The sequence below is a fragment of the Caldimonas caldifontis genome (assembly GCF_002930615.1).
GTDB classification, from domain to species: domain Bacteria; phylum Pseudomonadota; class Gammaproteobacteria; order Burkholderiales; family Burkholderiaceae_C; genus Caldimonas; species Caldimonas caldifontis.
Genome location: NZ_PSNX01000002.1, coordinates 192449 through 215789 on the forward strand (window position 1 = coordinate 192449; position 23341 = coordinate 215789).

Consider the following 23341-nt stretch of genomic DNA (forward strand, 5'->3'; position numbering starts at 1 on the left):
CGAGGCCGGGTTCCGTCGGGGCTGTGTCAGGCCGGAGGGCCGGCCTGGCACCTCCGTCAGCCGCGCTGGGCTAGCGGTTTGACATCGCGCTTCTCGGAGCCGACGAAGAGCTGGCGCGGACGGCCGATCTTGTACTCGGGGTCGCCGATCATCTCGTTGAGCTGGGCAATCCAGCCCACCGTGCGGGCCAGCGCGAAGATCGCCGTGAACAGGCTCACCGGAATGCCGATGGCGCGCTGGACGATGCCGGAGTAGAAATCGACGTTCGGGTACAGCTTGCGGGCCACGAAGTATTCATCTTCCAGCGCGATCTTTTCGAGCTCCATGGCGAGCTTGAACAGCGGGTCGTTGCCCAGGCCCAGCTCGTTGAGCACCTCGTGGCAGGTTTCGCGCATCAGCTTGGCGCGCGGGTCGTAGTTCTTGTACACGCGGTGGCCGAAGCCCATCAGGCGCACGCCGGAGTTCTTGTCCTTGACCTTGGTGATGAACTCGCCGATCTTGGCCACACCGCCCATCTTCTGGATGTCTTCCAGCATGTTCAGGCAGGCCTCGTTGGCACCGCCGTGGGCCGGACCCCACAGGCAGGCCACGCCCGCAGCGATGGCCGCAAACGGGTTGGTGCCCGACGAGCCGCACAGGCGCACCGTGGAGGTCGAGGCGTTCTGCTCGTGATCGGCGTGCAGGATGAAGATGCGGTCCAGGGCGCGCACCACCACGTCGTTGGGCTCGTACTCCTCGCAGGGGGTTCCGAACATCATGCGGGTGAAGTTCGCGGAATAGGACAGCGAATTCTTCGGGTAGATGTAGGGCTGGCCGATGGAGTACTTGTAGGCCATCGCCACCAGCGTGGGCATCTTGGCGATCAGCCGGATGGCCGAGATCTCACGATGCTGCGGGTTGTTGATGTCGGTGCTGTCGTGATAGAAGGCCGACAACCCTCCCACCAGGCCCGTCAGCACGGCCATCGGGTGAGCATCACGGCGGAAGCCCCGCAGGAAGAACTGCATCTGCTCGTTGACCATCGTGTGGTTGGTCACACGCGAATCGAAGTCCTTCTTCTGCTCCGCGTTGGGCAACTCGCCGTACAGCAGCAGGTAGCAGGTTTCGAGGAAATCACAGTTCTCGGCCAGCTGCTCGATGGGATAGCCGCGGTAGAGCAGCTCGCCCTTGTCACCATCGATGTAGGTGATGGCGGAGTTGCACGATGCTGTCGACAGGAAACCCGGGTCATAGGTGAACTTGCCCGTCTGAGCGTACAACTTGCGGATATCGATCACATCCGGGCCGATCGTGCCCTTGTAGATGGGCAGCTCCATCGAAGGGCTGCCGTCGGAGAACGACAGGGTGGCTTTCACATCGGACGGTGTCATGGCTCTTCCTTGAGGCTATCGAAAGTCGTCATCCGCGCTGGCGCAGCAGGGTGAGCACCTCACGCACCTCGGCGCGATCGAGCTCACCTTGCGGCTCCTTGCGGGCGAGGAGCAGGTCCAGCAGATCGTTGTCCGCCAGCTCCATCAGGGCCTCGAGCCCTTCAGACTGGCGCATGGTGATCGCAGACCCGTGGCGCGCAAAAAAGCGCTCGATGAACAGGTCGTTCTCCAGCAGGCCGCGCCGGCAGCGCCAGCGAAGCTTGCTCAGAGCCCGTTCGTCGAGTGCAGTGTCCATCATCTGGCTTGCATCAAGCTGATCAGACCGCCCGGCGGACCATCAGCTCCTTGATCTTGCCGATCGCCTTCGTGGGGTTCAGGCTCTTCGGGCAGACATCCACGCAGTTCATGATGGTATGGCAGCGGAACAGGCGGTACGGGTCCTCGAGGTTGTCGAGACGCTCGTTCGTGGCCTGGTCGCGGCTGTCGGCGATGAAGCGGTAGGCCTGCAGGAGGCCCGCCGGACCGACGAACTTGTCGGGGTTCCACCAGAAACTCGGGCAGCTGGTGGAACAGCTCGCGCAGAGAATGCACTCGTACAGGCCGTTGAGCTCGTCTCGCTCCTCGGGCGACTGCAGGCGCTCCTTCTCGGGCGGCGGCGTGTCGTTGACGAGGTAGGGCTTGATCGAGTGGTACTGCTTGAAGAACTGCGTCATGTCGACGATCAGGTCCCGCACCACCGGCAGGCCCGGCAGGGGCTTGAGCACCACCGTGTCAGGCAGCGTGCGCATGTTGGTCAGACAGGCCAGGCCGTTCTTGCCGTTGATGTTCATCGCGTCCGAGCCGCACACGCCTTCACGGCAGGAACGGCGGAAGGACAAGGTGGGGTCAACGGCCTTGAGCTTGACGAGGGCGTCCAGCAGCATGCGCTCGGAGCCGTCGAGCTCCACCTGCAGGGTCTGCATGTAGGGCTTGGCGTCCTTGTCCGGGTCGTAGCGATAGATCTGGAAGGTTCGCAGGGTCATGAGGATACTCCGGGCGCAGACATCAGAAGGAACGGACCTTGGGCGGGATGGACTCCACCGTGAGCGGCTTGAGGTTCACCGGCTTGTATTCCAGACGGTTGCCTTCGCTGTACCACAGGGTGTGCTTCATCCAGTCACGGTCGTTGCGGCCGTTCGGGAACTCGGGGGTGTCGGCATAGTCGTTCACCGTGTGAGCGCCACGGCTTTCCTTGCGAGCTGCCGCCGACACGATGGTGGCCTGCGCCGCCTCGATGAGGTTCTCGACCTCGAGCGCCTCGACGCGCGCGGTGTTGAATACCTTGGACTTGTCCTTCAGCGTGATGGCCTTCACACGCTCAGCGATCTCGGCCATCTTCACCACCCCCTCGTCCATGCTGGCCTGGGTGCGGAACACGCCCGCATGCTGCTGCATGGTCTTGCGGATGTCGTTGGCCACGTCCTGGGCGTACTCACCCGAGGTGCTGGCATCCAGGCGGGCCAGGCGGGCCAAGGACACGTCGGCAGCGTCCTTGGGCAACGGCTTGTGCGACCGGGTCTGCTTGAAGGATTCCACGATGTGATTACCCGCCGCCCGACCAAAGACCAGCAGGTCCAGCAGCGAGTTCGTGCCCAGGCGGTTGGCGCCATGCACGCTCACGCAGGAACACTCCCCCACCGCGTACAGGCCGTTGACGACAGCATTGGGGTTGCCGCCCTGGGGCATGACCACCTGGCCGTGGATGTTGGTCGGAATGCCGCCCATCTGGTAGTGGATGGTCGGCACCACAGGGATCGGCTCCTTGGTGATGTCGACGTTGGCAAAGTTGTGCCCGATCTCATAGACCGAGGGCAGGCGCTTCATGATGGTGTCGGCGCCCAGGTGGGTCATGTCGAGCACGACGTAGTCCTTGTTCGGACCACAGCCACGGCCCTCCTTGATCTCCTGGTCCATGCAGCGCGAGACGAAGTCACGCGGCGCGAGGTCCTTGAGCGTCGGGGCGTAGCGCTCCATGAAGCGTTCGCCGTTGCTGTTGCGCAGGATGGCGCCTTCGCCGCGGCATCCTTCGGTCAACAGCACCCCGGCGCCGGCCACCCCGGTGGGGTGGAACTGCCAGAACTCCATGTCCTCGAGCGGGATGCCGGCGCGCGCCGCCATGCCCAGACCGTCACCAGTGTTGATGAAGGCGTTCGTCGAGGCTGCATAGATGCGCCCGGCACCGCCGGTGGCCAGCAGCACGGTCTTGGCCTCGAGGATGTGCACGTCGCCGGTTTCCATCTCCAGCGCCGTCACGCCCACGACGTCGCCCTCGGCGTCACGGATCAGATCCAGGGCCATCCATTCGACGAAGAACTGGGTGCGCGCGCGCACGTTTTGCTGGTACAGCGTGTGCAGCATCGCGTGCCCGGTGCGGTCGGCTGCGGCGCAAGCGCGCTGCACGGGCTTTTCGCCGTAGTTGGCCGTGTGACCGCCGAAGGGACGCTGGTAGATCGTGCCGTCCGGGTTGCGGTCGAAGGGCATGCCGAAATGTTCGAGCTCGTACACAACCTTCGGCGCCTCGCGGCACATGAACTCGATGGCGTCCTGGTCGCCCAGCCAGTCTGACCCCTTGACGGTATCGAAGAAGTGGTAGTGCCAGTTGTCTTCCGACATGTTGCCCAGCGACGCCCCGATGCCACCCTGGGCTGCAACGGTGTGGGAGCGGGTCGGGAAGACCTTGGACAGCACGGCCACGTTCAGGCCGGCCAGAGCGAGCTGCAGCGAGGCCCGCATGCCGGAGCCACCGGCTCCGACGATGACGACGTCAAACTTGCGCTTGGGCAGAGAAGTTCCGATATGCATTTCTTACAGCCTCCACAACACCTGGATTGCCCAGCCGGCGCAGCCGACCAGCCACACGATCGTGAACACCTGGAGCGTGAGCTTGATGCCCACCGGCTTCACGTAGTCCATCCAGATGTCGCGCATGCCCACCCAGGCGTGGTAGAGCAGCGAAATGATGACGACGAAGGTCAGCACCTTCATCCACTGGCTCGAGAAGATGCCTGCCCAGCGGTCATAGCCCAGTTCCCCAGGCATCAGGACCTGCACCAGCAGGACGATGGTGAACAGCGCCATCAGCGCCGCCGTGACGCGCTGGGCCAGCCAGTCGCGGAAACCGTAATGCGCCCCGACGACCAGGCGCTTGGAACCGTAGTTCTTGCTCATCGTGGAAATCCTGTTCTCTGGTCTTGGTCAGTACAGCCCGAACAGCTTGGCACCCAGCACCACCGTCAGCAGCACGCTCAGCCCGAGCGTCACGACGGCCGAACTCTTGCCCTGCTCCTTGGAGACCGTGTGGTACATGTCCATCCACAGATGACGCAAGCCGGCAATGAAGTGGTGCAGATAAGCCCAGATCAGTGCCAGAACCACCAGCTTGAGCAGCCAGCCAGGCACAAAACCGAGACCGACACTGAACGCACTCGTGAACAGGTCGTAAGACACCTCGGAACTCACGCTGGTGTCGAACATCCAGATCACCAGCGGCATCAGCAGGAACATCAGTGCGCCGCTCACGCGATGCAAGATGGACACGATGCCGGCCGCCGGCAGCCGGTACTTGATGATCTCCGTGACGTGGATGTTGCGGTAGACCGGTCTTTCTTTGGCGATCTCTGACATACCCAACCTTGTCTGTAACAGATGTGAAACCGACTGATTTTATTGCAACGCAGCAGGCGCGCCGCTGAACCGTTGCGAGCAACGCACCGTCATTGCACCTCGTTGCGGTAATAGTGCGTTGCCGTGTTGTAGAGACCGCGACGAAACTCCACCGGGCGATCACCGTAGGTCAAGGAGAGCCGCTCCACGCTCAACAGGGGATATCCCGGCGCCACCGACAGCAGTCCCGCGGAAAATTCATCCGCTGCAACCGCGCGCAGTTTCTCGTCAGCGCGGATCATGCGCACGCCGAATTCGGTCTCGAACAACGCATACATCGGGCCGCGGTACTCCCCCAGACGCTCGGCCGTGAGTCCCTTGAAGAGCTGACCATTGAGCCAGATGTCATCCAGCACCACCGGCACCCCTTTCGCGCTGAGCAGGCGACGGATCTGCAGCGCGGTGTCGCCCGACTTGAGCTCCAGGGCCCGCGCCACCTCGGCCGGCGCACGCAGGCGGCGGCAGTCGATCACGCGGCGCTCGAAAGGCACGGTCGCCGGCTCATCCGGTGTGAGGCGCAAGAACCGGTACTGCACCCGTTCTTCGGCGTGCGTGGCCACGAAGGTGCCCTTGCCCTGGCGGCGCACCAGGAGATTCTCGGCCGCCAGCTCATCGATGGCCTTGCGCACCGTGCCTTGACTCACACGGTAGCGGGCCGCCAGCTCCACCTCACTGGGAATGGCCTCGCCCGGGCGCCACTCCCCACCCTGCAAGCTGCGGGTGATCAGTGCCTTGATCTGCTGATAGAGCGGGCTGAACGCCGGCCCCGCCGCATCAGGCGAGGCTGGATCCATCGGGCTCTGAGAGGGCTGTTGTGCCATGGCCGGGATTGCAACATATCGTTTGCACGAAGTCCAGGGACAGATGTCTTATATAAGACATAAGATGACAAACCTCGTGGTTTCCCGCCCCACTTTGGCCTAAACTTCGGAACGGTCACAACCTCCCCTTCCCCCTTGGAGCCAACCATGAGCAAGAAACCCGTTCGCGTCGCCGTCACCGGCGCCGCCGGCCAGATCGGCTACGCGCTGCTGTTCCGCATCGCCTCCGGCGAGATGCTGGGCAAGGACCAGCCCGTCATCCTGCAACTGCTGGAGATCCCCGACGAGAAGGCCCAGAAGGCGCTCAAGGGCGTGATGATGGAGCTGGAAGACTGCGCCTTCCCGCTGCTGGCCGGCATGGAAGCCCACAGCGATGCCAAGGCGGCGTTCAAGGACACCGACTACGCCCTGCTGGTGGGCGCCCGTCCGCGCGGCCCGGGCATGGAGCGCGCCGATCTGCTGGCCGCCAACGCCCAGATCTTCACCGCCCAGGGCAAGGCGCTCAACGAGTCTGCCTCGCGCAACGTCAAGGTGCTGGTGGTGGGCAACCCGGCCAACACCAATGCCTATATCGCGATGAAGAGCGCCCCGGACCTGCCGCGCGAGAACTTCACCGCCATGCTGCGGCTGGACCACAACCGCGCACTGAGCCAGATCGCCGCCAAGACCGGCAAGCCCGTGGCCTCGATCAAGAAGCTGTGCGTGTGGGGCAACCACTCCCCCACGATGTACGCCGACTACCGCTTCGCGACCATCGACGGCGCCTCGGTCAAGGACATGATCAACGATCACGCCTGGAACAAGGACGTCTTCCTGCCCACCGTGGGCAAGCGCGGTGCCGCCATCATCGAGGCCCGCGGCCTGTCCTCGGCCGCCTCGGCCGCCAACGCCGCGATCGACCACATGCGGGACTGGGCCCTGGGCACCAACGGCGAATGGGTGACGATGGGCGTGCCTTCCAACGGCGAGTACGGCATTCCCAAGGACGTGATGTTCGGCTACCCGGTCACCTGTGAAGGCGGCAAGTACAAGATCGTCGAAGGCCTGCCGATCGACGCTTTCTCCCAAGAGTGCATCAACAAGACCCTGGCCGAACTGCAGGGTGAGCAGGACGGCGTCAAGCACCTGCTGTGATGCATCCGCGTCAGGCGTTGCTCGATACGGGCGAGTCCCTGCCGGACCTGCCCGTGTGCGACCACTACGCCGGCGTCGAGGTGCGCATGCGCAAGAGCCTGGCGTTGCAGGCTGCCATGGGCAAGGCCCATGGCCGCGCCTTGTTCGACGCCACGCTGGATGCCGAGGACGGCGCCCCGGTGGGCGGTGAGCTGGAGCATGTCGCGCTGATCGCCGAGCTCGTGAACAGCGCCGACAACTGTTTCGACCGGGTGGGCGCCCGGGTGCACCCGGTCGATCACCCGGCGTTCGAAGCGGAAGTCGATCATCTTCTCTCACGCTGTGGCGAGCGTCTGGCCTACCTGATGCTGCCCAAGCCTCGCGACGCCCGCGACGCCGAGATCGGCATCGAACGCATCGACGCCATCGCCCGCAGCCTGGGTCTGTCGCGGCAGGTGCCAGTGCATGTGCTGATCGAGACGCACGGCGCCCTGCATGAGGTGGACCGCATCGCCGCGCATCCGCGGGTGGAGTCACTGTCCTTCGGACTGATGGACTTCGTCTCCGCACACCGGGGCGCCATCGGCTCGGGCGGAATGAGCGCCGGTGGCCAGTTCAGCCATCCACTCGTCGTGCGCGCCAAACTCGAAATCGCGGCGGCTTGCCATCGGCATGCCAAGACGCCGTCGCATTGCGTGGTCACTGAGTTCAAGGACCGGGTTGCGCTGGGACAGGCAGCGCGGCGAGCAGCTCACGAGCTGGGTTACACCCGCATGTGGAGCATTCACCCGGATCAGATCGAGCCGATCGTGCAGGCCTTTGCGCCAGATGCCGACGAAATCGACGCAGCAAGCGAGATTCTGCTGGCAGCCCAGGCAGCCCAATGGGGGCCGATCCGTCATCGCACACGGGGCATCGACACCTTGCACGACAGGGCCAGCTACCGCTACTTCTGGCACGTGCTCGAACGCGCCCATCGCACCGGCTGCGCCCTCCCCGACGAGGTGGCACGCGCTTTCTTCAGGGTTTCCACTGAGCGCCCTCCCGCCTGACCTCACGTGCAGAGGGCGAAGCTGCAAAATGTCTCAATTTGCGGGGCCACCGCCGTGCAAATTCACCGTGTTACCAAATGCACGTCCCCACAATCGCTCCTGTCTCGTCCTGGAGCAGGAGATTACCGATGAGCTTCCAACGTTTTGCGATCAGTCTGGTGGGTGCCCTGACCCTGGCCGCCTCCGGCGCAGTGCTGGCACAACAGCAGCAGCCGGCCCCGGCCAAGAAGACCGCCCAGGCGCCCCGCCCACCGGCCGCCACGGCCCCGGCGGCGCCGATGAAGCTGGCCGCGGCAAGTCCCGAGCAACTCGAAGCCGCCACCCGCGTGTACGTGGGCCGCAGCGACTGCGAGTTCGGGCAACATGTCACCGTGACCCCCCACCCGGAGCACCCCGGCTACTTCAACATCACGCTGGCGGGCAAGACCTGGGTGGTCAAGCCGATGGTGTCGTCCACGGGCGCACTGCGCATGGAGGACGTGCGTGGTCAGGCGTTGTACCTGCAGATCGCCGACAAGTCGATGCTGATGAACACCGCGCTGGGCTACCGCGTGGCCGACAACTGCGTCCACCCGAAGCACCGCGAAGCCATGGCCACTCACAAGCGTGAGAGCATTGGCATCGCCGCGAACTGAGGCCCACCCCCCACGGCCTTCGGCCGCCCCCGAGGGGGCGCCGCTGGCGGACCGGCAAAGCCGGATCTGCGGCGGCCACTGATGAAAGCCACCGCCCTGGTGGCTTTTCTGCTTTCAGACAGGAAAGAACCAATCTCTGGCGCAAGTCTTATATAAGACATAAAATAGGAGAGCCGACCATCCCGTTCGGGCTGGCCGATCCCTCCGGAGTGCCTCATGCTGAAAACCTACCGCGACCACGTCGCCGAACGCGCTGCGCTCGGCATCCCGCCCCTGCCCCTGTCGGCCCAGCAGACCAGCGAGCTGATTGAGCTGATCAAGGCGCCCCCGCCTGGCGAGGAAGCCTTTCTGCTCGACCTGCTGACGCACCGCGTGCCGCCGGGCGTGGATGACGCGGCCAAGGTCAAGGCCAGCTTCCTGGCCGCCGTGGCCCATGGCGACATCACGGTGGGCCTGATCAGCCGTGCCAAGGCCACCGAGCTGCTCGGCACCATGGTGGGCGGCTACAACGTCAAGCCGCTGATCGACTTGCTTGACGACGCCGACGTCGCCGGTGTCGCGGCCGAGGGCCTGAAGAAGACCCTGCTGATGTTCGACGCCTTCCACGACGTGGCCGAGAAGGCCCAGGCCGGCAACGCCAAGGCCCGGGAAGTCATCCAGTCGTGGGCCGATGCCGAGTGGTTCACGAGCCGCCCCGAGGTGGCCCGAAAGATCACTGTCACCGTCTTCAAGGTGCCCGGCGAAACGAACACCGACGACCTGTCGCCCGCCCCCGATGCTTGGAGCCGCCCGGACATCCCGCTGCACTACCTGGCGATGCTGAAGAACACCCGTCCCGATGCGGCCTTCAAGCCCGAGGAGGACGGCAAGCGCGGCCCCATCCAGTTCATCGAGGATCTGAAGAAGAAGGGCCACCTCGTGGCTTATGTCGGCGATGTGGTGGGCACGGGTTCGAGCCGCAAGTCCGCCACCAACAGCGTGATCTGGGCCACCGGCGAAGACATCCCCTACGTGCCCAACAAGCGCTTCGGTGGCGTGACGCTGGGCGGCAAGATCGCCCCCATCTTCTTCAACACCCAGGAAGACTCCGGCTCCCTGCCCATCGAGGTGGACGTGAGCAAGCTGGAGATGGGCGACGTGATCGACGTGCTGCCCTACGACGGCAAGATCGTGAAGAACGGTGAGACGGTCGCCACCTTCCAGCTCAAGAGCGAGGTGCTGCTTGACGAGGTGCGTGCCGGCGGGCGTATCAACCTGATCATCGGGCGCTCGCTCACCGGCAAGGCGCGCGAGTTCCTGGGCCTGCCCGCCTCCACCGTGTTCCGCCTGCCCAAGGCGCCGGCAGATTCCGGCAAGGGCTTCACGCTGGCCCAGAAGATGGTCGGCCGCGCCTGCGGTCTGCCCGAAGGGCAGGGTATCCGACCGGGCACGTACTGCGAGCCCAAGATGACCACCGTGGGCAGCCAGGACACCACCGGCCCCATGACCCGCGACGAGCTGAAAGACTTGGCCTGCCTGGGCTTCTCGGCCGACCTGGTGATGCAAAGCTTCTGCCACACCGCCGCCTACCCCAAGGCCGTGGACGTGAAGATGCACCGCGAGCTGCCCGCTTTCATCAGCAACCGTGGCGGCGTGGCCCTGCGCCCGGGCGATGGCGTGATCCACTCCTGGCTCAACCGCCTGCTGCTGCCCGACACCGTGGGCACCGGTGGCGACTCGCACACGCGCTTCCCCATCGGCATCTCCTTCCCGGCCGGTTCGGGCCTGGTGGCCTTCGGCGCCGCCACAGGCGTGATGCCGCTGGACATGCCCGAGTCGGTGCTGGTGCGCTTCAAGGGCCAGATGCAGCCGGGCGTGACCCTGCGCGACCTCGTGCACGCCATCCCGCTGTATGCCATCAAGGCCGGCCTGCTGACGGTCGAGAAAAAGGGCAAGAAGAACATCTTCTCGGGCCGCATCCTCGAAATCGAAGGCCTGCCCGACCTCAAGGTGGAACAGGCGTTTGAGCTGTCCGACGCCTCGGCCGAGCGCTCGGCCGCCGGCTGCACGATCAAGCTCAACCCGGAGCCGATCAAGGAGTACCTCACCAGCAACATCGTGCTGATGAAGAACATGATCGCCGACGGCTACCAGGACAAGCGCACGCTCGAGCGCCGCATCAAGGCCGTGGAGGCCTGGCTGGCCAAGCCCGAGCTGCTGGAGGCCGACAAGGACGCTGAGTACGCCGCGGTCATCGAGATCGACCTGGCCGACATCAAGGAGCCCATCGTCTGCTGCCCCAACGATCCGGACGATGCCAGGTTCCTGTCCGAGGTGGCCGGCACGAAGATCGACGAGGCTTTCATCGGCTCGTGCATGACCAACATCGGCCACTTCCGCGCCGCCGCCAAGCTGCTGGGCGGCCAGCGCGACATCCCGGTGAAGCTGTGGGTGGCGCCGCCCACCAAGATGGACCAGAACGAGCTGATCAAGGAAGGCCACTACGCCGCCTTCGGCACCGCTGGCGCACGCACCGAGATGCCCGGCTGCTCCCTGTGCATGGGCAACCAGGCTCAGGTGCGCGAGGGTGCGACGGTGATGTCGACCTCGACCCGCAACTTCCCCAACCGCCTGGGCAAGAACACCAACGTGTTCCTGGGCTCAGCCGAGCTGGCGGCCATCTGCTCCAAACTGGGGCGCATCCCGACCGTGGCCGAGTACCACGCCGAGATGGGCATCATCAACAAGGATGCCGCCAGCGTGTACCGCTACATGAACTTCGATCAGATCGAGGAGTACGCGGACACGGCCAAGGCCGTGACGGTCTGACCCCCGCCCCCCTTCCCCTGAAACGGCCCCTCCCCAAGGGGCCGTTTTCTTTGGCAGCCCATGCTCGCAGACGCTTGACCGCAAGGCCCTGCCCGCCCTAACGTCACGCTCTGTGGAGACAATGTCTCCGTCCTCAAGCCTACAGTTTTCCCATACCCACGCCTCACGGAGTCCTCCATGGCCAAAGCCCCTGTGCATGCCTTTGCCAAGACCCTGAAGACCTTCAAGACCGCCTCCGGCAAATCGGGTCAGTATTTCTCGCTGCCTGAACTGTCCAGGCAGTTCCCCAATGTGTCGAAGTTGCCGGTGTCCTTGCGCATCGTGCTGGAGTCGGTACTGCGCAACTGTGACGGCAAGAAGGTCACCCCGGAGCACGTGCAGCAACTGGCCAACTGGGCGCCCAACGGCGAACGCGTGGACGAGATCCCGTTCGTGGTGGCCCGCGTTGTGTTGCAGGACTTCACCGGCGTGCCGCTGCTGGCCGACCTGGCCGCCATGCGCTCCGTCGCCGCCCAGATGGGCCGCAACCCCAAGACCATCGAGCCGCTGGTACCCGTGGACCTGGTGGTGGACCACTCGGTCATGATCGACCACTATGGAAACAAGCAGGCCCTGGACCTGAACATGAAGCTGGAGTTCCAGCGCAACCGCGAGCGCTACCAGTTCATGAAATGGGGCATGCAGGCCTTCGACACCTTCGGGGTGGTGCCTCCGGGCTTCGGCATCGTGCACCAGGTCAACCTCGAGTACCTGGCACGCGGTGTCCACAAGACCGCTGCGGGGGTCTACTACCCCGACACCCTGGTCGGCACTGACAGCCATACCACCATGATCAACGGCATTGGGGTGGTGGGCTGGGGCGTGGGCGGCATCGAAGCCGAGGCCGGCATGCTGGGCCAGCCGGTCTATTTCCTCACGCCTGACGTGGTGGGCTTCGAGCTGACCGGCGCCCTTCGCGAAGGCGTCACCGCCACCGACCTGGTGCTCACCGTGACCGAGATCCTGCGCCGCGAGAAGGTGGTGGGCAAGTTCGTGGAGTTCTTCGGCGAGGGCACGCGCAGCCTGTCACTGCCCGACCGGGCCACCATCGCCAACATGGCCCCCGAATACGGCGCCACGATGGGCTTCTTCCCGGTGGACGAGAAGACCATCGACTACTTCCAGGGCACGGGCCGCACCAAGGCCGAGATCGAAGCCTTCGAGGCCTACTTCAAGGCCCAGAAGCTCTTCGGCATCCCGGGCACCCAGGGGTTTGCCGGCGGCGACATCGAATATTCCAAGGTCGTCAAGCTCGACCTGGGCACGGTCGCACCCAGCCTGGCCGGCCCCAAGCGCCCCCAGGATCGCATCGAGATCGGCCAGTTGTCGACCAAGTTCACCGAACTGTTCAGCAAGCCCATCGAGGCCAACGGTTTCAATCAGCCAGCCGACAAGCTGGGCCAGACCTTCACCACGTCCAATGGCCTGCAGATCCGAAACGGCGACGTGCTGATCGCCGCGATCACCTCCTGCACCAACACCTCCAACCCCGGTGTGCTGCTGGCCGCCGGTCTGCTCGCTAAGAAAGCAGTGGAGGCCGGCCTGAAGGTGGCACCGCACATCAAGACCTCCCTGGCCCCGGGCTCGCGCATCGTGACGGAGTACCTGGAGAAGGCGGGCTTGCTGCCCTACCTTGAAAAACTTGGTTTCAACGTGGCCGCCTATGGCTGCACCACCTGCATCGGCAACGCCGGCGACCTGACCCCGGAGATCAACGAGGTCATCACCAAGAACGATCTCGTGTGCGCGGCCGTGCTTTCGGGCAACCGCAACTTCGAAGCGCGCATCCACCCCAACCTCAAGGCCAACTTCCTGGCCTCCCCGCCACTGGTGGTGGCCTACGCGATTGCCGGCAACGTCACGCGCGACCTGATGACCCAGCCAGTGGGCCAGGGCAAGGGTGGGCGCGACATCTTCCTCGGCGACATCTGGCCGACCAGCGACGATATCCACAAGCTGATGAAGTTCGCAATGGACCGCAAGGCCTTCAAGCAGAACTACGAGAAGGTCAAGACCCAGCCCGGCAAGCTGTGGAACCAGATCGAAGGTGTGAAGGGTCAGGTCTACGACTGGCCCACCTCCACCTACATTGCCGAGCCCCCCTTCTTCCGGGGCTTTACGGCCCAGCCGCAAGCCAGTGACCCGGGCGTCAAGGGCGCCCGCATCATGGCCCTGTTCGGTGATTCGATCACCACCGACCACATCTCGCCGGCCGGCTCGATCAAGGAGTCCTCGCCCGCAGGCCTGTGGCTCAAGGCCCACAATGTGCTCAAGGCCGACTTCAACAGCTACGGCTCGCGCCGCGGCAACCACGAGGTGATGATGCGAGGCACCTTCGCCAACGTGCGCATCAAGAACCTCATGATTCCGCCGCGCGAGGACGGCTCACGCGAAGAAGGCGGGGTGACGCTCTTCCAGCCGGGCGGTGAGAAGATGTTCATCTACGACGCTGCGATGAAGTACATCGCTCAGGGTACGCCCACGGTCATCTTTGCCGGAGAGGAGTACGGCACTGGCTCCAGCCGCGACTGGGCGGCCAAGGGCACGCAGTTGCTGGGCATCAAGGCGGTGGTGGCGCGCAGCTTCGAGCGCATCCACCGCTCCAACCTGGTCGGCATGGGCGTGCTGCCGCTGCAGTTCAAGGGCGGGGATTCCTGGGAAAGCCTGGGGCTCAAGGGGGATGAGGTGATCGACGTGGTGATCGGCGGTGAACTCAAGCCCCAGGCCGATGTGACCCTGGTCATCCATCGCGGTGATGGCAGCCGCCAGGAGGTGACGGTGACACTGCGCATCGACACGCCCATCGAAGTGGAGTACTACCAGCACGGCGGGATCCTGCCCTACGTGCTGCGCCAGCTGCTGGCGGCCTGAGGCCCGCAAGAAAGGAGGCGCCCGCCGCCCGGCGGGCGCTCCTTCAGCCCTTCAGCGTGGCGTAGGACGCCTCGTCAAAGCCCACCAGCACACGCTCTCCCGCCTCGACCACGGGTCGCTTGATCACGCTGGGCTGGGCGAGCATCAGCGCACGCGCGCCGGCGTCGGACGCTGCTGCCGCCTGGGCCGCCGCGTCCAGCTTGCGCCAGGTGGTACCTTGTCGGTTCACCAGCCGGGCGGCGCCTACGGCGCGCATCCACCGATCCAGTTGTGCCGGAGGGACGCCCTGCTTCTTGAAGTCGTGAAAGCTGTAGGCGACGCCCTGGTCATCGAGCCAGCGGCGGGCTTTCTTGACAGTGTCGCAGTTGGAAATGCCGTAGAGCGTGATCATGGGCCGGCAGTGTGGCCGCGCCCCGCTCCCGGGTCAATCCGGAAACTCCTTGTCGCCATCGCACAGCGGATCGACCCCGTAGCCGGTGGACGTGACCTTGTCCGAGGTCCGGTCCAGGCTCACCTGGAACCACTGGCAGAACGGCGATTCGTAGCGGTAGGACCAGACCAGCTCATTGCGTCGGGGAATCGAGATCACTTCGGAAGGACGACCCAGGCTGTACAGAACCTCAGCACGGCTGGCGCCCACCGGCACGGCGTTGAAATGGTTCTCGGTGAGCACCTGCTCCCAAGATCGCATCCGCCCCTGCCCGTCCAGATCCACCATGTAGGTGTGCCGTCCATAGGGACCGCGGGCGAACTCCAGACGGCGCTTGCCATCCGGCCCGACGTGGTCGCCTGTGGGCGCCCCCATCCGGGCCACCACCTCGGCTTCGGTCGCTCCTGAGGCCAGCGGCCCGGGCCCATAGCCCGCACAGCCGGCCAGCAGCAGCACGCCCGCCCCCAGCGCTGCGGCTTTCAGCCCTTGGATCGATGTCATCGTGTCACTCCTGACAGAACGATAGCCGCTCCGTTGGAGACACAGGCGCCCCCGCAGTTCCACCGCCGATAGCCCCGGAAAAGAAAACGCCGTCGACGCTTGCGCGCACGACGGCATCTTTTGACGATCTGGTGGGCCCTGAGTGACTCGAACACTCGACCTACGGATTAAGAGTCCGCTGCTCTACCAACTGAGCTAAGAGCCCGATTCCGGTCGGACCACGCCCGGCCAGGGCCAAGGTGGTGGGTCGTGCAGGATTCGAACCTGCGACCAACGGATTAAAAGTCCGCTGCTCTACCAACTGAGCTAACGACCCGGAAAGCCTTAGATTATAGACAACTTCGGGCGAACCGATCAAGGCCTTCCCGGGCCTTGGGCCAGCGCATCCAGAACGGCGCCGGCCGCCACAAGGCCGAAGGTGGCCGTCACCGACACCACCGAGCCGTAACCATGGCAGTTCAGGCTGCCGTCGGTGCCGCAGGACGCGTCGGGACGCATCACCGGCTCGCGCGAGTACACACAGGGCAGCCCGATGCGTCCCTGCCTCGGAGCCCCGGCTTCCTTGCGCAACCGCTGCCTCAACGAGGCCAGCAGGGGGTCGTGGGTGGTGGCACTCAGATCGTCGAGCTGCACCTGGTGGGCATGGCGCTTGCCCCCGGCCGCGCCCACACACACATGGACCAGGCCCCGCTGGGCCAGGGCCCAGCGTGCCAGCGCCAGCTTCGCACGGGCCTGATCACAGCAGTCGATCACGGCATCCACAGGCCGCCCACTCAAGAGCCCAGGCCAGTTGTCGGGTTCGGCAAAGGCCTCGACCGGCCACACCTCGCAGCCTGGGTGGATGTCGGCGATCCGATCTCTCAGGGCCAGCACCTTGGCCTGGCCCACGGTGGCACCCACAGCCTGCACCTGCCGGTTGATGTTCGACTCGGCCACGTGGTCCAGGTCGATGAGGATGAGCGAGGCCACGCCGCTGCGCGCGAGGGCCTCCGCCGCCCACGAGCCCACCCCTCCGACACCGACGACCGCCACGCGCGCTGCACGCAGGCGTCCGTAACCGGTATCACCATACAGTCGCCGAAGCCCGCCAAACCGGCGCTCCAGGTCGGGCGCCTCGGTGAGTGAGGAGAGATCCCGCAGATCCATCCCGCTCAGACCATGCGCTCCAGGCGCCACATCTGATACTTGAAGGCCAGCCGGGCGCCAGCCAGGATGCCCGCCAGAGCGAGGAAGCTGCCCACCGAGAGCGTGGACAGACCGGACAATCCCTGGCCGACGGTGCACCCGATGGCCGTGACACCGCCCACCCCCATCAGCACGGCCCCCACGAGGTGATTCGCCGTGTCCTCGGCATCGCGGAAGCCCTCCCATCGGAAGCTGCGGGTGGCAAGGGCATAGGCGGCAGACCCCACGATCACCCCCGCGCAGGACACGATGCCCAGCGTCAGCGCCTTGCTGGTGTCGCTGAAGTAGATGAGCCAGTCCAGGGTGTATGCGTAAGGTGCGACAAAGCTCATGGATTCCATGCGCTGGGAGTTCGTGGCCAGGAAGGTCGCCTCGAGCGTGTCAGGATGCTCGGCGACAAAGCCGAGGCGTCCCGACACCCACCACATGCCGACAATCACTGCCCCTGTGCCGAGCCCGGCCAGCAGTGTGTTGCCACTTCGCCCTTCGGGTCGGGCCCAGGCCCAGGCCAGGCAGGCACCACCGATCAGCAAACCCAGCGCCAGGGCGGCCGTTGAAAGCTCCCAACCGGTGGCCGCGCTCATCAGGCTGGGCAGATCCTGCGGCCCGTCGAGCTGGATGGATACCGTATCGACGGTACGGACGCGCAGCACGGCGGTGATGCCACGCAGGGTGGCAAATGCGGCCAGCCCCAGAACGACAAAGACCACCAGGGACTTCAGATTGCCCGCACCGATGCGTACCAGCGTCTTGCTGCCGCAGCCCGAGGCCAGGACCATGCCAAACCCGAACAGACCGCCCCCGACGAGCGCCGACAGCCACAGCACGCGAGGCGAGGCATAGATCGTGTTGGACGCCGAGACCCATCCCGCAGCCACCATGGCGTTGAAGCCGACGATGGCCACGCCCATGGCCATCACCCACATGCGCATGCGGGTCCAGTCCCCCATCGTGACGATGTCAGAGACGGCCCCCATCGTGCAGAAGTGGGTCCTTTGGGCGATCGCACCAAAAACCGCGGCCAGTGCAAACGCGGCCCACAGCACCTGGCTCGTGAGCGCGGAGATGTCGATGTCTTGCATGGCCGGGATTGTAGGCATGCGCGCCCGTGCGTGTGCGCATGCCTCCCCGGAAATGAGGCCCCGGGATCCCCCCGGGATCGGGCCTACTTCAGCGCAGCCAGTCGCTCACGGGCTTCGCGCGCGGCTTCGGACTGAGGGTGGTTCTTGATGAGGTCTTCCAGCGTGCGCCGGGCGCCCGGGCGGTCTTTCAGCTCGATCTGGCACATCGCGATCGACAGCCAGGCTTCGGGCGCCCGCGGGTGATCCGGCGCCGTGGTGACGAGCTGACGGAAAGTCGCCAGCGCTTCCTTGTAGTCGCGCCGTCCATAGTGGGCGTTGCCCAGCCAGTAGAGCACGGCCTCGGCGTAACCACTGCCGGGATAGCGGCGCTGGAAGGAGACAAATGCTGCGGCCGCGTTGTTGAAGTCACCCTTGCGGAAGATGTCGAGCGCTGCCTCGTAGTCGCGCCGCTCGTCCGGACGGACCAGGATTTCCTTGCCGTCCACCATCACAGGCTGAGGTTCGACCTGACGGATACGCTCCTCGACTCCCTGGACGATGTCGGTCTGACGACGCTGCAACTCGGCAATCTCACGGGTGAGTTCCTCGTTGCGTCCACGCAGGCGGGCAATCTCGCCCCGCATCAGGTCGAGCTGGGTGTTGAGTTCGAGCAGGCTGCGCCGCAGCTGGTCGAACTGCTCAGCCGTGCGGGCCTGCTCGGCCCGCTGAGCCTCGCTGCTTTGCTCGAAGCGCTGACGCAGGTCGAGGATGGCGCGACGGGCCTCATCGTCGCCGAACAGGGCGTGGGCGCCGGTGGGCGTCCACAAGGCCACGGCGGCCAGCCAGGCGCCCACGGGGGCGACCAGCACACGCCGGCTGAGGTTCTTCCACATGGGTGAATTCTCGCAGGATCAGCGCAGGATCAGCTCGGCACGACGGTTCTTGGCCCAGGCCTCCTCGTTGGAGCCCGCGACGGCCGGACGCTCCTTGCCATAGCTCACGGCTTCGAGCTGGTTCTCGCGCACGCCCAGCAGCTCCAGGGCGCGACGCACCGCTTCAGCACGCTTCTGGCCCAGCGCCAGGTTGTACTCGCTGCCACCGCGCTCATCGGTGTGGCCTTCGATCATGAGACGACGCTGAGGATCAGCCGTGAGCAGGCGCGCATAGCCCGACACGGTCGGACGGAACTCGTCCTTGAGCACGTAGCTGTCGAAATCGAAGTACACGACACGGGCCAGCTGGCTGGCCGCATCGAGCGAACTGGCCGAACCGCTCGGTGCGGTGACCGTCGAAACCTGGGACTGCGACTGGCCGGCACCGCCCACGGGCGTGGCCGTGCGCGACTCCACGGGCGGCGTCTCATCGAGCTTGACGTTCGAGCCGCAGGCCGAGAGGACGCCCGCCAGCAGCACGGTACCGCCGAGAGTGACGAGGGAACGCAGGTTCATGGTGTTTTCTCCGGATGGAAAGGTGGGACTGAAACAACGACGCCAGGTGGCGCATGGAAAACGGGTTCATCGGCCGTAGGGCCCCCAGGCCGGTTCGCGCACATCGCCCCGGTTGGACAGCAAGGTCGCTTTGATACGGCCGTCCAGCGTGGTGGTCATCAGCACATTGCGCCCATTGACGCGCGTTGCATAGACGATCAGACGGCTGTTGGGCGCAAAGCTCGGGCTTTCGTCATGGGCCGTGGCCGTGAGCGTGGTCACCGTGCCGGAGGCCAGTTCCATCAGCTGCAATCGGAAGGCACCGCCATCGCGGGTGATGTAGGCCATCCAGCGACCGTCCGGGCTGATGGCCGGACTGATGTTGTAGCTGCCGCTGAAGGTGACCCGTTCCGCGGAGCCCCCCGCTGCAGGCATGCGATAGATCTGTGGGCTGCCGCCGCGATCGCTCACGAAGTAGATGCTGCGGCCGTCGGGCGTGAAGGCGGGCTCGGTGTCGATGCCGGCGCTGGTGGTGAGCCGGCGCAGATTATTGCCGCTGCGGTTCAACGTATAGATCTGGGACAGACCGTCCCGGGTGAGCACCGCAGCGATCTGCTGCCCGTCGGGCGACCAGGCCGGTGCGCTGTTCGACCCCTTGTAGCTGGCGATCGGCCGTCGCTGGCCGGTGGCAACATCCTGTGCGTACACCACCGGCTTGCGGGTTTCAAAGGACACGTATGCCAGTTCCCGACCGTCCGGAGACCACGCCGGGGAAATGATGGGTTCGGCGCTCGCCAGGGCCACCTGCGCCCCCTCCCCGTCCGAGTCGGCCACCCACAGGGTGTGGCGCTGGGCCGCCTGGGTCACATAGGCGATGCGCGTGGCGAACACCCCTCGCTCACCCGTGAGCTTTTCGTAGATGTAGTCGGCGATGCGGTGGGCCGCCAGGCGCAGGTCGGCATCGGCAACGGCGTGGGCCTCGCCGCCCAGGTCCTGACCGCGCACCGCATCCCAGAGCTTGAAGCGCACGTCCACCCGGCCATCGGCCAGGCGAGTGATGCTGCCAGCCACCAAAGCGTCGGCCCCCCGGCTGCGCCAGGCGGTCATGACCGGGTTGGCTCGCTCGTTGAGCACGGCCCCGTCGGTGGGCACCATCCGGAACTGCCCCGAACGCTCCAGATCGGCGCGAACGATGGCCGACACCTGCTGGGTGCGGCCGGCCTCGCCGTCGAAGGCCACCACGGCGATGGGAAACTGGGTGGCGCCCACCCCGGAAATGTCGACCCGGAACTGCGCCATGACCGGCCAGGCGGCAGCCGCAGCCGGAACGGCCATGAAGGAACGTCGGGACCACATTGTCATCAAACTCCTCTGCCTTGTTGTCTTGGAGCACACGGCCGCACGCCAGCCACGGTCGGCCCACCGGTCAACGTCTGTGAGCCGGATCGCGCTGACAGGTTCCGTGCGACCCCAATCGAATATTGTCGCCCCGATGCGGCCTGTCGGACGCCGGCAGATGCAACAGATCTAAACGGACGGGTGCCATCGGCCCCTGGTGCAGACCCGCAGCCCCAGTCCCGTGCACACCGGGATAATGCACAGGCCCCCACTTCCGAGCCCGTCGCCATGAGCTCTGCTGCGATCAGCCGCTATCCCGTTCCGTCCCTGCTGGAGGTGCCCGACGACCTGCGCCAGCGTTTCCTGGAGGTGCAGGACAAGGCCGGCTTCGTGCCCAATGTGTTCCTCGCACTGGCCCACCGGCCGCAGGAATGCCGGGCCTTTCTGGCCTACCACGACGCTCTGATGCTGCGCGAGTCGGGCCTGAGCAAGGGGGAAAAGGAGATGATCGTGGTGGCCACCAGTGGAGCCAACCACTGCCTGTACTGCGTGGTGGCCCACGGGGCCATCCTGCGCATCTACGAGAAACAGCCCCTGCTGGCCGACCAGGTCGCCGTGAATCACCGCAAGGCAGACATCAGCCCACGCCAGCGCGCCATGCTCGACTTTGCGCTCAAGGTCTGCCTGCACTCCCACGAGGTGACCGAGGCAGATTTCGAGGCCTTGCGCCCGCACGGCTTCTCTGATGAGGACATCTGGGACATTGGCGCCATCACCGCCCTCTTCGGTCTGTCCAACCGCATGGCCAACCTGATCAACCTGCGGCCCAATGACGAGTTCTACCTGATGGGCCGGATCCCCCGGGCCAAGGCCTGAGCCTGCCTCAGAGCAGCACGATGTCGTACTGCTCGGGCGAGAGCGTGGGCTCGGTGCGCAGCGAGATCGGCTTGCCGATGAAGTCGCTCAGCCCCGCAAGGTGCTGACTCTCCTCATCGAGCAGCATCTCGACCACGGCGGCGCTGGCCACGACGCGAAACTCCTTGGGATTGAACTGGCGTGCTTCGCGCAGGATCTCGCGCAGGATGTCGTAGCACACACTGCGGGGGGTCTTGACGGAGCCTTTGCCCTGGCAGGTGGGACAAGGTTCGCACAGCATGTGGGCCAGCGACTCTCGGGTGCGCTTGCGCGTCATCTCCACCAGACCCAGCTGAGTGAAGCCGCTGACCGTCATCTTCACGCGATCCCGCGCGAGCTGACGCCGCAGTTCCGACAGCACTGCGTCCTGGTGCTCCTCGCGCACCATGTCGATGAAGTCGATGATGATGATGCCGCCCAGGTTGCGCAGGCGCAGCTGACGCGCAATGGCCTGAGCCGCCTCCAGATTGGTCTTGAAGATGGTGTCGTCGAAGTTGCGCGCGCCGACATAGCCGCCGGTGTTGACATCGATGGTGGTGAGGGCTTCAGTCTGGTCGATGATGAGGTAGCCGCCCGACTTCAGATCCACGCGACGTGCCAGGGCCCGCTCGATTTCCTGGTCGATGTTGTAGAGATCGAAGATGGGCCGCTCTCCGGCGTAGTGCTCGAGCTTGCCCACGGCGCCGGGGGTGAATTCACGTCCGAAGGCCTGCAGCGCCTCGAACTGCATGCGCGAGTCGATGCGGATGGTGTGCGTCTCGTCGTCAGTGAGGTCTCTGAGCACCCTCTGAGCGAGGTTCAGGTCTTCGTGCAGCAAAGTGCCCGGCGGGCTCTTGAAGGCGCGTTCTCGCACACCCGCCCAGGTCTTGCGCAGGTAGGCAATGTCGGCGGCCAGTTCCTCGTCGCTGGCGTCTTCGGCGTTGGTGCGCAGGATGAAGCCGCCTGCGTCCCCGCCTTCGGACGATCCCGCCAGCCGTGCCATCCGGGCACGCAGTTGCTCGCGCAGTTCGGGCGAGCCGATCTTCTGGGAGATACCGATGTGGTTGTCGTGCGGCAGGAACACCAGCAGCCGCCCGGCAATGCTGATCTGGGCGGAAAGACGGGCCCCCTTGGTGCCGATCGGGTCCTTGATCACCTGCACGGTGAGCGACTGTCCTTCATAGACCAGCTTCTCGATCGGCGTGGCTGCTCCGCCATCCCCGTTGCCATTGCGCTGCACCAGATCGCCCACATGCAGGAAGGCCGCGCGCTCCAGGCCGATGTCGATGAAGGCCGACTGCATGCCGGGCAGGACTCGCGCCACCTTGCCGGTGTAGATGTTGCCGACGAGGCCGCGCTCGAGCGTGCGCTCCACGTGCAGCTCCTGCACGGCTCCGTTTTCGACGATGGCCACCCGGGTCTCTTGCGGGGACCAGTTGATCAGGATGTCTTGCATGCAGCGCTCCGGCCGTTCACTCAGAAGCGCACGCCGAAGCGCTGCAGCAGCAGGCCGGTCTCGTGCAGGGGCAGGCCCATGATACTGGAGTAGCTGCCGTTGATGCGCTCGATCCAAAGCGCCGCCCGGCTCTGGATGGCATAGGCCCCCGCCTTGCCCATGGGTTCACCGCTGGCCACGTAAGCTTCGATCTGCTCGGGAGGCACCGGCGCAAAACGCACGCGCGACACGTTGAGCAGCATCTCACGCCGGCGGCCCTGGCCAATGGCCACTGCGGTGAGCACCCGATGCTCATGGCCGGACAAGGCCGCGAGCATCTCCCGGGCCTCGGAGGCATCCGAGGGCTTGCCGAGAATGCGCCGACCCAGTGCCACGGTGGTGTCGGCGCACAGCACGGGGGCGGATGGAGACCGCCTGCGCTTCAGCCGGGCCAGTGCGGCTTCGAGCTTGGCCTGGGTGACGCGCTGTACGTAATCGGGTGGCGCTTCGCCCGGCAGCACCGCTTCCAGAGCTTCTGCGTCCTCATCGTCATCGGGCAGCAGGAGATCGTGGCGCACGCCGATCTGATCGAGCAGCTGCCGGCGACGGGGGCTCTGGGAAGCCAGGTAGATGAAGTCAGGCGTCGTCATGCCAGGGTC

22 protein-coding genes and 2 tRNA genes are annotated in these 23341 nt (G+C 65.4%); 6 read left to right on the plus strand and 18 right to left on the minus strand.

The genetic code is table 11. From position 1 onward, the window contains the following. Positions 1 to 56: 56 nt before the first annotated feature. The 7 genes from C1704_RS02550 to C1704_RS02580 all read right to left on the minus strand — a co-directional run bounded on the left by C1704_RS02550 (position 57) and on the right by C1704_RS02580 (position 5893). Positions 57 to 1370, minus strand: coding sequence for a citrate synthase (locus C1704_RS02550; protein WP_104300688.1), 1314 nt, complete (start codon positions 1368 to 1370; stop codon positions 57 to 59). A 28-nt stretch (positions 1371 to 1398) separates the two neighbouring features. After that, positions 1399 to 1668, minus strand: a complete 270-nt coding sequence (locus C1704_RS02555) for an FAD assembly factor SdhE (protein ID WP_104300690.1) — start codon at positions 1666 to 1668, stop codon at positions 1399 to 1401. Positions 1669 to 1687: 19 nt separating this feature from the next. Continuing rightward, complete coding sequence (locus C1704_RS02560) at positions 1688 to 2392, minus strand: succinate dehydrogenase iron-sulfur subunit (RefSeq protein ID WP_104300692.1); 705 nt, start codon at positions 2390 to 2392, stop codon at positions 1688 to 1690. Positions 2393 to 2414: 22 nt separating this feature from the next. Then, positions 2415 to 4211, minus strand: a complete 1797-nt coding sequence (gene sdhA / locus C1704_RS02565; protein ID WP_104300693.1) for a succinate dehydrogenase flavoprotein subunit — start codon at positions 4209 to 4211, stop codon at positions 2415 to 2417. A 3-nt stretch (positions 4212 to 4214) separates the two neighbouring features. Next, on the minus strand, positions 4215 to 4577 hold the full coding sequence (gene sdhD, locus C1704_RS02570; RefSeq protein ID WP_104300695.1) for a succinate dehydrogenase, hydrophobic membrane anchor protein: 363 nt from the start codon (positions 4575 to 4577) through the stop codon (positions 4215 to 4217). Between the two features lie 27 nt (positions 4578 to 4604). Continuing rightward, complete coding sequence (sdhC, locus tag C1704_RS02575; protein WP_104300697.1) at positions 4605 to 5033, minus strand: succinate dehydrogenase, cytochrome b556 subunit; 429 nt, start codon at positions 5031 to 5033, stop codon at positions 4605 to 4607. An 89-nt stretch (positions 5034 to 5122) separates the two neighbouring features. Next, entirely contained in the window at positions 5123 to 5893 is a 771-nt protein-coding gene (locus C1704_RS02580; protein ID WP_104300699.1) for a GntR family transcriptional regulator, read from the minus strand. Positions 5894 to 6040: 147 nt separating this feature from the next. On the opposite strand from C1704_RS02580, the gene C1704_RS02585 reads away from it, so the two are divergent. The 5 genes from C1704_RS02585 to acnA all read left to right on the plus strand — a co-directional run bounded on the left by C1704_RS02585 (position 6041) and on the right by acnA (position 14411). Beyond that, positions 6041 to 7027, plus strand: coding sequence for a malate dehydrogenase (locus tag C1704_RS02585; RefSeq protein ID WP_104300701.1), 987 nt, complete (start codon positions 6041 to 6043; stop codon positions 7025 to 7027). Beyond that, positions 7027 to 8058 carry an HpcH/HpaI aldolase/citrate lyase family protein gene (locus tag C1704_RS02590; protein ID WP_104300703.1) on the plus strand — a complete coding sequence of 344 codons (1032 nt, stop codon included), beginning with the start codon at positions 7027 to 7029 and terminating at the stop codon, positions 8056 to 8058. Before C1704_RS02585 ends, C1704_RS02590 begins: the two co-directional genes overlap by 1 nt. A gap of 128 nt (positions 8059 to 8186) precedes the next feature. Continuing rightward, a complete protein-coding gene (locus C1704_RS02595) occupies positions 8187 to 8693 on the plus strand; it encodes a hypothetical protein (RefSeq protein WP_104300705.1) in 507 nt (168 codons plus the stop codon). Positions 8694 to 8909: 216 nt separating this feature from the next. Further along, positions 8910 to 11501: a bifunctional aconitate hydratase 2/2-methylisocitrate dehydratase gene (acnB, locus tag C1704_RS02600; RefSeq protein WP_104300707.1), complete on the plus strand. Its 2592-nt coding sequence runs from the start codon at positions 8910 to 8912 to the stop codon at positions 11499 to 11501. A gap of 177 nt (positions 11502 to 11678) precedes the next feature. After that, complete coding sequence (acnA, locus tag C1704_RS02605; protein WP_104300709.1) at positions 11679 to 14411, plus strand: aconitate hydratase AcnA; 2733 nt, start codon at positions 11679 to 11681, stop codon at positions 14409 to 14411. Positions 14412 to 14454: 43 nt separating this feature from the next. Here acnA and C1704_RS02610 read toward each other — a convergent pair whose 3' ends face one another. From C1704_RS02610 to tolB, 9 genes are all read right to left on the minus strand, one after another. Continuing rightward, the gene (locus C1704_RS02610) at positions 14455 to 14802 is read right to left on the minus strand and encodes an ArsC family reductase (RefSeq protein WP_104300711.1); all 348 of its coding nucleotides are present in this window, start codon (positions 14800 to 14802) and stop codon (positions 14455 to 14457) included. A 33-nt stretch (positions 14803 to 14835) separates the two neighbouring features. Further along, the gene (locus C1704_RS02615; protein WP_104300713.1) at positions 14836 to 15342 is read right to left on the minus strand and encodes a hypothetical protein; all 507 of its coding nucleotides are present in this window, start codon (positions 15340 to 15342) and stop codon (positions 14836 to 14838) included. 129 nt (positions 15343 to 15471) lie between these two features. Beyond that, a tRNA-Lys gene (locus C1704_RS02620) sits at positions 15472 to 15547 on the minus strand. Between the two features lie 35 nt (positions 15548 to 15582). Further along, positions 15583 to 15658: transfer RNA gene (locus C1704_RS02625), tRNA-Lys, on the minus strand. A 38-nt stretch (positions 15659 to 15696) separates the two neighbouring features. Further along, positions 15697 to 16488 (minus strand): tRNA threonylcarbamoyladenosine dehydratase, encoded by a 792-nt coding sequence (locus C1704_RS02630; protein WP_104300715.1) that lies wholly within the window; start codon positions 16486 to 16488, stop codon positions 15697 to 15699. 5 nt (positions 16489 to 16493) lie between these two features. Continuing rightward, positions 16494 to 17609, minus strand: coding sequence for a YeeE/YedE family protein (locus C1704_RS02635; protein ID WP_104300717.1), 1116 nt, complete (start codon positions 17607 to 17609; stop codon positions 16494 to 16496). 83 nt (positions 17610 to 17692) lie between these two features. Continuing rightward, complete coding sequence (ybgF, locus tag C1704_RS02640; RefSeq protein WP_104300719.1) at positions 17693 to 18481, minus strand: tol-pal system protein YbgF; 789 nt, start codon at positions 18479 to 18481, stop codon at positions 17693 to 17695. A gap of 18 nt (positions 18482 to 18499) precedes the next feature. Next, positions 18500 to 19036: a peptidoglycan-associated lipoprotein Pal gene (pal, locus tag C1704_RS02645; protein WP_104300721.1), complete on the minus strand. Its 537-nt coding sequence runs from the start codon at positions 19034 to 19036 to the stop codon at positions 18500 to 18502. Between the two features lie 66 nt (positions 19037 to 19102). Continuing rightward, on the minus strand, positions 19103 to 20377 hold the full coding sequence (gene tolB, locus C1704_RS02650; protein ID WP_104300723.1) for a Tol-Pal system beta propeller repeat protein TolB: 1275 nt from the start codon (positions 20375 to 20377) through the stop codon (positions 19103 to 19105). A 264-nt stretch (positions 20378 to 20641) separates the two neighbouring features. Here tolB and C1704_RS02655 point away from each other — a divergent pair, with 264 nt between their 5' ends. Beyond that, the gene (locus tag C1704_RS02655) at positions 20642 to 21229 is read left to right on the plus strand and encodes a peroxidase-related enzyme (RefSeq protein ID WP_104300725.1); all 588 of its coding nucleotides are present in this window, start codon (positions 20642 to 20644) and stop codon (positions 21227 to 21229) included. Positions 21230 to 21236: 7 nt separating this feature from the next. On the opposite strand, the gene rng is transcribed toward C1704_RS02655, so the two are convergent. Then, on the minus strand, positions 21237 to 22703 hold the full coding sequence (gene rng / locus C1704_RS02660) for a ribonuclease G (RefSeq protein ID WP_104300727.1): 1467 nt from the start codon (positions 22701 to 22703) through the stop codon (positions 21237 to 21239). A gap of 20 nt (positions 22704 to 22723) precedes the next feature. Further along, on the minus strand, positions 22724 to 23332 hold the full coding sequence (locus C1704_RS02665) for a Maf family protein (protein WP_104300729.1): 609 nt from the start codon (positions 23330 to 23332) through the stop codon (positions 22724 to 22726). Positions 23333 to 23341 lie beyond the last annotated feature (9 nt).